The 11,872-nt window shown below is 70.9% G+C and carries 11 protein-coding genes; 9 read left to right on the forward strand and 2 right to left on the reverse strand.

Annotated elements, in window-relative coordinates; genetic code table 11:
• Positions 1-68 precede the first annotated feature (68 nt).
• Complete coding sequence (locus VFM98_RS16455) at positions 69-617, reverse strand: YggT family protein (RefSeq protein WP_325110980.1); 549 nt, start codon at positions 615-617, stop codon at positions 69-71.
• A 46-nt stretch (positions 618-663) separates the two neighbouring features.
• Here VFM98_RS16455 and VFM98_RS16460 point away from each other — a divergent pair, with 46 nt between their 5' ends.
• A complete protein-coding gene (locus VFM98_RS16460) occupies positions 664-1,296 on the forward strand; it encodes an LON peptidase substrate-binding domain-containing protein (protein WP_325110981.1) in 633 nt (210 codons plus the stop codon).
• Here VFM98_RS16460 and VFM98_RS16465 read toward each other — a convergent pair.
• Complete coding sequence (locus VFM98_RS16465) at positions 1,195-3,123, reverse strand: nucleoside-diphosphate sugar epimerase/dehydratase (RefSeq protein WP_325110982.1); 1,929 nt, start codon at positions 3,121-3,123, stop codon at positions 1,195-1,197. The genes VFM98_RS16460 and VFM98_RS16465 overlap by 102 nt on opposite strands.
• Before the next feature lie 66 nt (positions 3,124-3,189).
• On the opposite strand from VFM98_RS16465, the gene pseB reads away from it, so the two are divergent.
• Genes pseB through pseI form a run of 8 tightly spaced genes read left to right on the forward strand, consistent with a single transcriptional unit; the run spans position 3,190 to position 11,598 of the window.
• Positions 3,190-4,200 (forward strand): UDP-N-acetylglucosamine 4,6-dehydratase (inverting), encoded by a 1,011-nt coding sequence (pseB, locus tag VFM98_RS16470; protein ID WP_325110983.1) that lies wholly within the window; start codon positions 3,190-3,192, stop codon positions 4,198-4,200.
• Positions 4,197-5,342, forward strand: a complete 1,146-nt coding sequence (pseC, locus tag VFM98_RS16475) for a UDP-4-amino-4,6-dideoxy-N-acetyl-beta-L-altrosamine transaminase (protein ID WP_325110984.1) — start codon at positions 4,197-4,199, stop codon at positions 5,340-5,342. The genes pseB and pseC overlap by 4 nt, the downstream gene beginning before the upstream one ends.
• Positions 5,339-6,217, forward strand: coding sequence for an aldo/keto reductase (locus VFM98_RS16480; RefSeq protein ID WP_325110985.1), 879 nt, complete (start codon positions 5,339-5,341; stop codon positions 6,215-6,217). Before pseC ends, VFM98_RS16480 begins: the two co-directional genes overlap by 4 nt.
• 20 nt (positions 6,218-6,237) lie before the next feature.
• Positions 6,238-6,987, forward strand: a complete 750-nt coding sequence (locus VFM98_RS16485) for a glycosyltransferase family protein (RefSeq protein WP_325110989.1) — start codon at positions 6,238-6,240, stop codon at positions 6,985-6,987.
• The gene (locus tag VFM98_RS16490) at positions 6,984-7,649 is read left to right on the forward strand and encodes a class I SAM-dependent methyltransferase (protein ID WP_325110986.1); all 666 of its coding nucleotides are present in this window, start codon (positions 6,984-6,986) and stop codon (positions 7,647-7,649) included. Before VFM98_RS16485 ends, VFM98_RS16490 begins: the two co-directional genes overlap by 4 nt.
• Positions 7,646-8,929: an aminotransferase class III-fold pyridoxal phosphate-dependent enzyme gene (locus VFM98_RS16495; protein WP_325110987.1), complete on the forward strand. Its 1,284-nt coding sequence runs from the start codon at positions 7,646-7,648 to the stop codon at positions 8,927-8,929. The genes VFM98_RS16490 and VFM98_RS16495 overlap by 4 nt, the downstream gene beginning before the upstream one ends.
• A gap of 5 nt (positions 8,930-8,934) precedes the next feature.
• On the forward strand, positions 8,935-10,539 hold the full coding sequence (pseG, locus tag VFM98_RS16500) for a UDP-2,4-diacetamido-2,4,6-trideoxy-beta-L-altropyranose hydrolase (protein ID WP_325110990.1): 1,605 nt from the start codon (positions 8,935-8,937) through the stop codon (positions 10,537-10,539).
• Positions 10,540-10,548: 9 nt separating this feature from the next.
• Entirely contained in the window at positions 10,549-11,598 is a 1,050-nt protein-coding gene (pseI, locus tag VFM98_RS16505) for a pseudaminic acid synthase (protein WP_325110988.1), read from the forward strand.
• Positions 11,599-11,872 lie beyond the last annotated feature (274 nt).

The raw sequence follows: 11,872 nt of genomic DNA on the forward strand, positions 1-11,872 counted from the left end.
AACTTTAGAAGGTTTTCTTTTGCGTCCTCTGCGTACCCTTTGCGTCCTCTGCGTCCGGCTGTTCTGCCCTACCGGATCACCGCATCCTGCAGGTGCGCCACGATGATCGCGGCGACCTGGAGCAGGACCAGCAGGGCCAGGGGGCTCAGGTCGAAGCCGCCCACCAGCGGGATCACGCGGCGGAAGGGCCGCAGCATCGGGGCGCACAGGCGGTCGATCACGTCGGCGATCGGCGAATCCGCCTGCACCCACGACAGCACCGCATAGACGATGATCAGGCCGATCACGCCCGAGATCACCAGCCGGATCAGCCCGAACACGGCCAGCACCGGCACCAGCACCCCGCCGCCGCCCGCCCCGGCCAGCAGCCACAGGATGCCGAACTGCGCCAGTTCGAACAGATAGGCGGCGATAAGGCTCGCCGTGTCCCATTTGCGGTACGAAGGCAGCACGCGGCGCAGCGGCAGCACGATCCAGTCGGTCAGGGCGAAGATGAAGCGCCCCACCGGGTTGCCGAAGGGAATGCGCTGCACCTGCATGTAAAGGCGCAACAGGCAGGCGCCGCCCAGCAGGCCGGCAGCGACGTCGAGCAGGAAGGAGAGGATCTGGAAGAACATGGATCAGGTGAGTCGTGGGATCATAGCGGCAGCCAATGGAAATCCCGTGCCCGCCGCCCTGACCCTGCAGTCCCTGCCCCTGTTTCCCCTCAGCGCGGTGCTGTTTCCGGACGGGCTGCTTTCCCTGCGCGTGTTCGAGGTGCGCTACCTGGACATGATCGCCAAGTGCCGCAAGGCCGGCGCGCCCTTCGGCGTGGTCTCCCTCACCAAGGGCAGCGAAGTGCGGCAACCGGGCGCCCAGGAGGCGTTTTCCACCGTCGGCACCCTGGCCACCATCCATGAATTCGAGCAGCCGCAGGCCGGCCTGATGCTCGTGCGCGCCACCGGCGCGCAGCGCTTCCGCATCACGGCCAGCGACCAGTTGAAGCACGGCCTGTGGGTGGCCGACGTCGAACAGGTCGAGCCCGACCTGCCGGTGCCGATTCCCGAAGACCTGCAGGGCACGTCCGATGCGCTGCAGCGCCTGATCCAGTCGCTGCAACTGCGCCCCGAAGAGTCCGGCCCCATGCCCTTGCTGCCGCCCTGGCGGCTGGAGGATTGCGGCTGGGTGGCCAACCGCTGGTGCGAGCTGCTGCCGCTACCGGTGGCGCTGAAGCAGCGGCTGATGGAGCTGGACAACCCCCTGGTCCGCCTCGAGCTCGTGAGCGACGTGCTCTCGCGCACCGGCATCACGACCTGAATCCGCCGCCGGCCCGTACTCGGGCACCCGCCGGCGCAGCCAGGCGCGCACCTCCGCCGGCGCCGGATCGGCGCCCGCCTCTGCCAGCCAGCGCAGCACCTCGTCCACCTCGGGCAGCGGCGCGGCCGCCTTGGCGATGCGCAGCTTGGGATGCGGCGTCGGTTCGGTCGTCTCGTGGTCGGCCAGCAGCTCCTCGTACAGCTTCTCGCCCGGGCGCAAGCCGGTGAAGGTGATCGGCACGTCCTGCTCGTTCTTGCCGGACAGGCGGATCAGCATGCGCGCCAGCTCCACGATCTTCACCGGCTCGCCCATGTCCAGCACGAAGATCTGGCCCGAGCGGCCCATCAGCCCCGCCTGCAGCACCAGTTGCGCCGCCTCGGGGATGGTCATGAAGTAGCGCACGATCTCGGGGTGCGTGACGGTCACCGGCCCGCCGCGCGCGATCTGGCGGGTGAACAGGGGCACCACCGAGCCGCTGGAGCCCAGCACGTTGCCGAAGCGCACCGAGACGAATTCGGTGCCCGGCTCCTGCGCCGCGATCGCCTGCACCATCAGCTCCGCCAGCCGTTTGCTCGCGCCCATCACGTTGGTGGGATTCACTGCCTTGTCGGTGGAGACCAGCACGAAGCGGCGCGCTCCGCAGGCCGCGGCCGCGCGGGCGGCGTGCACGGTGCCGGCCACGTTGGTGCGCAGCGCCTCGATCGCGTTGTGCTCCTCCATCAGCGGCACGTGCTTGTAGGCCGCGGCATGGAACACCACCGTGGGCCGCTGCGCGCAGGCGATGGCGCGCAGGCGCTCCTCCTCGCGCACGTTGCACGTGTAGTAGAGGGCCTCCATCTGCGGATGGGCCTGGCGCAGCTCTTGCTCCAGCTCGTAGACGCCGTATTCGGACAGGTCCACGCAGACCAGGCGGGCGGCGCCGAAGCGGGCGATCTGGCGGCACAGCTCGGAGCCGATGGAGCCGCCCGCGCCCGTCACCAGCACGGTCTGGCCGGAGAACATCTCGGCCAGGCCGCCCACGTCCAGCGCCACCGGCTCGCGCCCCAGCAGGTCGTCCAGCTCCACCTGGCGCGCGCCTTCGGGCTGCGGGCTCAGCCACTGGTCCGCCCGCGGCATGTGCAGCAGCGTGATGCCGGCATTGGCCGCCAGCATCAGCGCCTCGCGCCGCTCCGGCGAGCCGGGCGGGCTCGCGACCAGCACGCTTCGCGCATGGAGGAATTCGCAGGCCTCGGGCAGCTCGCCCACGCCGCCCACCACCCGCACGCTCTGCAGGGCGCGGCCCACTTCGGCCGGCAACGGCGACACGATGCCGACCGGATCCCATTGCGGCGAGCCTTTCAGCGCCCGCAGCGCGCCCGAGGCGTCCTGCAGGCTGCCCACCACCACCAGCGGCCGGCGGCCCTGGCGCAGCGCGCCGGGATGCTCCGCCACCGTGCGCCAGGCGGCCCGCACGCCTCCCAGCAGCAGCAGCGCCAGCACCGGGTGCAGCAGCATCACCGAACGCGGGAAGTTGGTCAGCCTCAGCATCAGCACGCCGGCGGCCGTGAGCACGGCCCCCAGCAGCACGCCCAGTGCGAGCTGGCGCAGGTCCGGCAGGCCGATGAAATCCCACACCTGGCGGTGCACGCGCATCAGGCCCAGTCCCAGCGCGTACCCGAGCACGCAGACCGGCGCCGTGGTGATCGCCACCTGCTCGAACTCCTCCGGCAGGTCGAGGTTGAAGCGCAGCCAGAACGCCACCCACCACGCCAGCAGGAGCAGCAGGATATCCGCGAGCGCCTGCAGGGCGTTGGAGAGGGCGAGCGGCGAAGGGCGGCGCAAGGGCATGGCGGTTATCCTATTGTCTTCCAGGCGCAGGCCCGGTTCCCCCTCGCCAGGGCGGCGCGGCTTCCGATGTTCAACGACAAATCCATCCTCATCACGGGCGGCACCGGCTCCTTCGGCCAGCGCTACGTGCAGACCCTGCTGGCGCGCTGGCGCCCCGCCCGCGTGATCGTCTTCTCGCGCGACGAGCTCAAGCAGTACGAGATGCAGCAGCGCTTCGACGCGCCGTGCATGCGTTATTTCATCGGCGACGTGCGCGACCCGCAGCGCCTGCTGCAGGCCATGAACGGGGTGGACTACGTGATCCACGCGGCCGCACTCAAGCAGGTGCCGGCGGCCGAATACAACCCCATGGAGTGCATCAAGACCAACGTGCACGGGGCCGAGAACGTGATCCAGGCGGCCATCGCCAACAAGGTGGAGAAGGTCATCGCCCTGTCCACCGACAAGGCCGCCAATCCGATCAACCTGTACGGCGCGACCAAGCTCGCTTCCGACAAGCTGTTCGTGGCGGCCAACAACATGGTGGGCACGGGGCGCACGCGCTTCGCCGTCGTGCGCTACGGCAACGTGGTGGGGTCGCGCGGCTCGGTGGTGCCTTTCTTCGAGCGGCTGGTGCGGGAAGGCGCGCAGAGCCTGCCCATCACCGACCCGCGCATGACGCGCTTCTGGATCAGCCTGCAGCAGGGCGTGGACTTCGTGCTGGAGAACTTCGCGCGCATGCACGGCGGCGAGATCTTCGTGCCCCGGATCCCCTCGATCCGCATCACGGACCTGGCCGAGGCGATGGCACCGGGCCTGGCCACGCACACGGTGGGCATCCGGCCGGGCGAGAAGCTGCACGAGATCATGTGCCCGTCGGACGATTCGCACCTCACGCTGGAGTTCGCCAAGCACTTCGTGATCCGCCCCACGATCCGCTTCTTCACGGTGCACGCCGACCACACCGTGGACGCCCTGGGCGAGCGCGGCGAGCCGGTGCCTACCGGCTACGAATACAACTCGGGCAACAACGCGCACTTCCTCACGCCGGCGCAGATCCGCGACTTCAACCGGGCCGCGCTGGCAGGCGAGGCATGATCCCCTACGGCCGCCAGCAGATCGCCGCCGAGGACGTGGAGGCGGTGCGCGCGGTGCTGGCTTCCGACTTCCTGACCCAGGGTCCCGCGGTGCCGGCCTTCGAGCAGGCGGTGGCGCAGTACGTCGGCGCGCCGCATGCGGTGGCCGTCAACAGCGCGACCTCTGCGCTGCACGTCGCCTGCATGGCGCTGGGGCTCGGCCCCGGCGACCTGGCCTGGACCAGCCCGAACAGCTTCCTCGCTTCGGCCAACTGCGCGCGCTACTGCGGTGCCGATGTCGACTTCGTCGACATCGATCCGGTGGACCTCAACCTGTCGGTACCGGCCTTGCGCGAGAAGCTCGCACGCGCGAAGGCCGCCGGACGCCTGCCCAAGGTGCTGATCCCGGTCGACTTCGCCGGCCGCCCGGCGCAGCTGGCGCCGATGCGCGAACTGGCGGACGAATACGGCTTCGCGATCGTCGAAGATGCCTCGCATGCGATCGGCGCCACCTACCGCGGCCGGCATGTCGGCGGCCACCGCCTGGCGGACGTGACGGTGTTCAGCTTCCACCCCGTGAAGATCATCACCACCGCCGAAGGCGGGCTCGCGCTCACCCACCGTCCCGAGCTGGCCCGCCGCATGGAACTGGCGCGCTCGCACGGCATGACGCGCGACCCCGCCGAAATGCGCGGCACGCCCGACGGTCCCTGGTACTACGAGCAGCAGAGCCTGGGCTTCAACTACCGACTGACGGACCTGCAGGCGGCGCTGGGCACGAGCCAGTTGCGCCGCATCGAAGCCTTCCTCGCGCGCCGGCACGCGATCCGCGCGCGCTACGACGCCGCCTTCGCCGATCTGCCGCTGGTGCGGCCGGCGCCCGATGCGGAAGGCCGCTCGGCCCTGCACCTCTATCCGGTGCAGCTGCAGCGGCACGAGCGCCGCGCCGTGTTCGAAGGGCTGCGCGCGCGCGGCATCGGCGTCAACGTGCACTACATCCCGATCCACACCCAGCCCTACTACCAGGCGCTGGGCTTCCGCCGTGGCGACTTCCCGGCCGCCGAGGCCTATTACGCGCGGGCGATCACGCTGCCGCTGCATGCCGGCATGGGCGATGCGGACGTGGAAGCGGTGATCGCGGCCGTGCGCGCGGAGCTGGCTTGAACCAGCAGCTCGCGCTGGGCACCGCGCAGTTCGGCCTGGACTACGGGATCACGAACGCGCGCGGCCGCGTCGCGGCCGACGAGGCGCGGCGCATGCTGCAGCGCGCGTGGGACAGCGGGCTGCGCCTGCTCGATACGGCGCCGGCCTACGGCCACAGCGAACAAGTGCTGGGCCAGGTGGTCTCGCAGCCCTGGCGCATCGCGACGAAGACGCTGCCGCTGCGCTCGGCGCAGCTCGATGCGGCCGCCGTCGCGCGTGTCGACACCGCCTTCCGCGGCTCGCTCGCGCGGCTGGGTGCCTCGGCCGTCGACACGCTGCTGGTGCACCACGCCGACGACCTGCTGGTTCCCGGCGGCGAAGCCCTCTACCGCTGGCTGCGCGACGAGCAGGAGGCCGGCCGCACGGCGCGCATCGGCGCCTCGGTGTACGACGGCGAGCAGGTGCGCGCCCTGCTCGCGCGCTATCGGCTCGATGCCGTGCAGCTGCCGGCCAGCATCGCGGACCAGCGTCTGCTGGCCGACGGCACGGTGCAGCGCCTGCAGGACGCCGGCGTGGAGATCCACGTCCGCTCGCTCTACCTGCAGGGCCTGCTGCTGGCCGCACCTGCCTTCGTGACCGCGCGCTTTCCGCGGCAGGCGGCGTGGGCGCAAGGTCTGCACGACGAGTTCCGCGCGCGCGGCGTGAGCCCGGTGCAGGCCTGCCTGTCCTTCTTCCGCGCGCAGCCGGCCTTCCGGGTCGCCGTGGTCGGCGCCGCTTCCGAAGAGGAAGTGCGCGCCCTGGCCGCAGCCTGGCAGGCCAGCACGCCGATGGACTGGTCCGGATGGTCCGTGGACAATCCCGACTTCACCGATCCCCGCCAGTGGACGCAGAGCTGAATTCCCCCCGCGGCCGCACGGTGGCCGTCCTGCAGGCCCGCATGGGTTCCACGCGGCTGCCCGGCAAGGTGCTGCTGCGCACCTGCGGCAAGCCGCTGCTGCAGCACCAGGTCGAGCGCGTGCGCCGCTGCCGCACCCTCGACACGCTGGTGGTCGCCACCAGCGACAGCCCCGAGGACGCGCCGATCGCCGCGCTGTGCGAGGCACTGGGCGTGCCGGTGTTCCGCGGCAGCCTGCACGACGTGCTCGATCGCATGGTGCGCGCCGCGCAGCCGCACGCCCCGCACTGGTTCGTGCGCCTGACCGGCGACTGCCCGCTCGCCGACCCCGCCGTGATCGACCAGGTGGTGCTGGCCTGCCGCGAGGAGGGCGTGGACTACGCCTCCAACGCGCTGCATCCCAGCTTCCCCGACGGCCTCGATGCCGAATGCATGCGCTTCGCGGTGCTGGAAGAGGCGTGGCGCGAGGCGCGCAAGCCGAGCGAACGCGAGCACGTCACGCCCTTCATCCACGGCCAGCCGCAGCGTTACGTCCTGCGCGAGGTGCGGCATGCACCGGACCTCTCCGCGCTGCGCTGGACGGTGGACGATCCGGCCGATTTCGTCTTCGTGTCGCAGGTATACGAGCACCTGTATCCGACCCGGCCCGAGTTCGGCCTGGAGGACGTGCTGGCCCTGCTGCGCGCCCACCCCGAGCTCGCCGCGCTCAATGCCGGCACCCAGCGCAACGAGGGCTACCTGCGCTCGCTGCAGAAGGACGCTGCGGCATGAGCCAGCGCGACATCTTCCTCGCCGGCGAGGGCGACGCCTACTTCCGCCGCAACGCCTCCGGCTACGCGCCCGAGCGCGCCGACGCGAATCCGCTGCCGCTGCAGACGGTGCGCAACTACCTGCGGCCCGGCCAGCGCGTGCTGGAGATCGGCTGCGCCAACGGCCTCAACCTGGAGCGGCTGCGGCGTGACCCCGGCTGCACGGGCAGCGGCATCGATCCCTCCGCCGCCGCCATCGAGGCTGGCCGCCAGGCCTTCCCGGCGCTGGACCTGCAGGTCGGCACGGCGGACCAGCTGCCCTTTGCCGATGCGAGCTTCGACCTGGTCTGGTTCGGCTTTTGCCTGTATGTGATCGACCGGCCGCTGCTGCCGCGCGTGGTCGCCGAGGCGGATCGCGTCCTCAAGGACGGCGGCTTCCTCGCCATCGTGGACTTCGACCCCGATGCGCCGGTGCGGCGCCGCTACAGCCACGCCGCCGGCGTGAACAGCTTCAAGACCGACCACGCCCGCATGTTCCTGGGTTTCCCGCAGTACGTGCTGGCCGAGAAGCGGCCTTTCTCCCACTCTGCCGAAGGCTGGGACGCCGACCCCGGCGAGCGCCTGGCCGTGCAGGTGCTCGCCAAGAACAACGCCGGGGGCTACGCACCCCTCGAATCCGCATGAACCGCTACCAGAACTCCGAGGCCATGCTGGCGCGCGCCGAGCAGGTGATCCCGCTCGGCGCCCAGACCTTCAGCAAGAGCCGCACGCAATTCCCGCTCGGCGTCTCGCCCTACTTCGCCACGCGGGCGCAGGGCAGCCGGGTGTGGGACGTCGACGGCAACGAATTCATCGACTTCATCAACGCCCTGTGTTCCGTCACGCTGGGGCACTGCGATCCCGACGTGACGCAGGCGGTGCAGGAGCAGTTGCAGCGCGGCACCATCTATTCGCTCTCCAGCGAGCTGGAGATCCGGGTCGCCGAGAAGATCGTGGAGATGGTGCCTTGCGCCGAGAAGGTGCGCTTCGGCAAGAACGGCTCCGACGCGACCGCGGGCGCCATCCGCGTCGCGCGCGCCTTCACGCGGCGCGAGCGCGTGGCGGTGTGTGGCTACCACGGCTGGCAGGACTGGTACATCGGCTCCACCGCGCGCCACCTGGGCGTGCCCGAGGCCGTGCGTGCGCTGACGCACACCTGGGCCTACAACGACGCCGGCTCGCTGGACGTGCTGTTGAAGGCTTATCCCGGCGAGTTCGCGGCCGTGATCCTGGAGCCCATGAACGTGGTGGAGCCCGCCCCCGGCTTCCTGCAGGAGGTGCAGGCGCTGTGCCGGCGCGAGGGCGCGCTGCTGGTCTTCGACGAGACCATCACCGGCTTCCGCTACGCGGCCGGCGGCGCGCAGGAGCTGTTCGGCGTCACGCCCGACCTGGCCACCTTCGGCAAGGGGCTCGCGAACGGTTATCCCGTGTCCGCGGTGGCGGGCCGTTCGGACGTGATGAAGCTGATGGAGGAAGTGTTCTTCTCCTTCACCTTCGGCGGCGAGACGCTGTCGCTGGCTGCCGCGCTCGCCACGTTGCGCAAGCTGCAGCGCGAGCCCGTGATCGACACGATGCGCGCGAGCGGCGAGCGGCTTCTGCGCGACGCGCAGGCCTGCATCGCGCGGCATGGGCTCGAGGACGTGCTGGCGCTCTCCGGGCATCCCACCTGGTCCTTCCTGCAGTTCAAGGATGGCCGTGGGCACACGCTCTGGGAGATCAAGACGCTGTTCATGCAGGAGGCGTTCCGCCGCGGCGTGCTGGCGTATGGCACGCACAACCTGAGTTACGCGCACTCGGAAGCGGACCTGGACCGGCTCAAGGCGGTGTACGACGAGGTGTTCGGCGTGATCGCCGGCGGGCTCGCAAAAGGGATCCGGCCGCTGCTGGAGTGCGAGGTGCTGCAGCCGCTGTTCAAGGTGCGGTGAAGCGTATGCGGGTGGCGCTGCGCTGCGATGCGTCGGGGGGGATGGGGACCGGGCATGTGCGGCGGTGCGTGGCGTTGGCGAGGGCGCTGCGGGAGGAAGGGGTCGAGACGCGGCTGGTGTGCCGGAGGCACGATGCGGTGAGTGAAGGGGCGGTGGGCGACCTGGACGTTGCGTGGTTGCCGGCGCCCAGCGCTGGGCTTCGTTCGCTCACCGAGGCTGGCGCCTCGGGCTCCGCGCCGCCTGCGGCGCGGAGTCGCGGCTCAGCGCCAGCCTACGAGGGACCATCCGCGCCGAGGCACGCTCCGTGGGCGGGCGTGAGCTGGGAAGAGGACGCGCAGGAAACGGCGCGGGCCGTCGCCGGCTTCCAGCCCGACTGGGTGCTGGTGGACCACTACGCTTTCGACGCCCGTTGGGAGCAGGCGGTGGCACAGGCCACCGGCGCGCGGATCGCCGCAATCGACGACCTGGCGGACCGGGCGCATGCGGTCGAACTGCTGGTGGACCAGAACCTGCAGCCGCCCTCGGGCGACAAGTACGCCGGCCGCATCGCGCCCGCCACACGCCGGCTGCTCGGGCCGCGCTACGCGCTGCTGGCACGCGAGTACGCCACCGCGGCGCGCTATCGCTTTCGCCGCCAGGTGCGCAGCATCGGCATCTTCTTGAGCGGCGCGGACGCGCACGACGCCAGCAGCGCGGCGCTGCGTGCCTGCCGCGAGGAGGCGGGCTTCACGGGGGAGATCGAGCTCGTCTCCAGCGCACGCAGCCCGCACCTGGCGCGCCAGCAGGAACTGGCCCGGCGCTGGCCCGGCACGCGCGTGCTCACCGACCTGCCCGACCTGCGCGCCTTCTTCGCCCGCCACGACCTGCAGGTCGGCTCCGGCGGCGGCGCGGCCTGGGAGCGCTGCTGCATCGGCGCGCCTTCGGTGGCCCTGCAGATCGCCGCCAACCAGGCGGCCGTGCTGCCGCGGCTGGCCGAACTCGGCGCCGTGGAATTCGTGCCGGACCCGCAGCGCCTCGGCCACGTGGTAGCCGAGCTGGTCGCGCAACCGCGCCGGCGCGTGGCCCTCGCCCGCGCCGCGCGGGGACTGGTCGATGGCCTGGGCAGCGCGCGCGTGGCCGCCGTGCTCGCGCTCGCGGTCGACCCGCAACTCGCATGGCGCACCGCCACCCTGGCCGACGAAGCCATGCTGCTCGAATGGGCCAACGACCCGCAGGCGCGCGCCCTCGCCTTCCAGCCTCGGCGCATCCTGCCGCGCGAACACCATGCCTGGTTCGCGGCGCGGCTCGCGCGGCCGCAGGACTGCCTCCTCCTGATCGCCACCTCGCGCGCCGGTACGCCCGTGGGCGTGGTGCGCTTCGAACGCGAAGAAACGCACTGGGTCATCAGTTATTCGCTCGACACCGCCTTCCGCGGCTGGGGCCACGGGCCGCGGCTGCTGGCGGGCGCACTGGAAGCTCTACGCCAGCGCTTCGGCCCCGTGCAGGTGCAGGGCTGGGTGCGGCGCGACAATGCGGCTTCGCTGCAGGTGTTTCGCCGCCTCGGCTTCGAGGAGAGCCGCGTGGAGCGCGACGGCGCGCCCTGCCACCTGTTCCGGCGGCACCTCACATAGGCACACAGCATGGGTTTTTCGCTCGCGGGCCGGCGCATCGGCCGGGATGCCGCCCCCTTCGTGATCGCGGAGATGTCGGGCAACCACAACCAGTCGCTCGAGCGGGCGCTGCAGATCGTCGACGCCGCCGCGGCTGCAGGCGCGCACGCGCTCAAGATCCAGACCTACACGCCCGACACGATGACGATCGCCGCGCCGCAGCGCGAGTTCTCGATCGAGGATCCGGCCAGCCTCTGGAAGGGCCGCAGCTTCCACGACCTGTACAAGGAGGCGCAGACCCCGTGGGAGTGGCACGCGCCGATCTTCGAGCGCTGCCGTCAGCACGGCATGGTGGGCTTCTCCTCGCCCTTCGACGATACGGCGGTGGACTTCCTCGAATCGCTGGACGTCCCCTGCTACAAGATCGCGTCGTTCGAGAACATCCACCTGCCGCTGATCGAGAAGGTGGCGAAGACGGGCAAACCGGTGATCCTGTCCACCGGCATGGCCACGGTGGCCGAACTCGACGAAGCCGTGCGCACCGCCCGCGCGGCCGGCTGCAAGGACCTGGTGCTGCTGAAGTGCACCAGCACCTATCCCGCCACGCCGCTCGATTCCAACCTGCTCACGATCCCGCACCTGCGCGATCTGTTCGGTTGCGAAGTGGGCCTGAGCGACCACACGATGGGCGTCGGCGTGGCGGTCGGCGCCGTGGCGCTGGGCGCCGTGGTGGTGGAGAAGCACTTCACGCTGCGCCGCGCCGACGGCGGCGTCGACAGCGCCTTCTCGCTCGAGCCGGCGGAACTGCAGTCGCTCGTCACCGAAACCGAACGGGCCTGGCAGGCCCTGGGCGCGGTGCACTACGGCCCCACCGAAGCGGAACGCAAGTCGCTCGCCTACCGGCGCTCGGTCTACGTGGTCGCCGACGTCAAGGCGGGTGAGCCCTTCACGCCGCAGAACCTGCGCATCATCCGCCCCGGCCACGGCCTCGCGCCCAAGTACCAGGCCGTGGCGCTGGGCAAGAAGGCCACGCGCGATGTCGTCCGCGGCACGCCCCTGAGCTGGGATTTGATCGGCTGATCGCGGGGCTGTGGAACTGCTGTCCGGGCATTGCGCCGTCCGTGCCGCGCTGCGTTGGTTGCCCCTCGGTCCGGCACAGGACGGGTTTGTCCGCCTCCTCCATGTCCTCCGGCGCGGATGAGTGCTCTGCCCCCACATGGCGCCGCGCCCGCGCCTCCCCCTTTACTTCCGGAGTCGGACAAACCCATCCTGCGCCTGCGCCGTGCGGTCGATAGCAGAAGTTGACTCTGGAAACGCCGTGACGCAGCGCTGCGCCATGCGTGCGTGCCTGGCC

This window comes from Ramlibacter sp. (assembly GCF_035706265.1).
In the GTDB taxonomy this organism is placed as follows: domain Bacteria; phylum Pseudomonadota; class Gammaproteobacteria; order Burkholderiales; family Burkholderiaceae_C; genus Ramlibacter.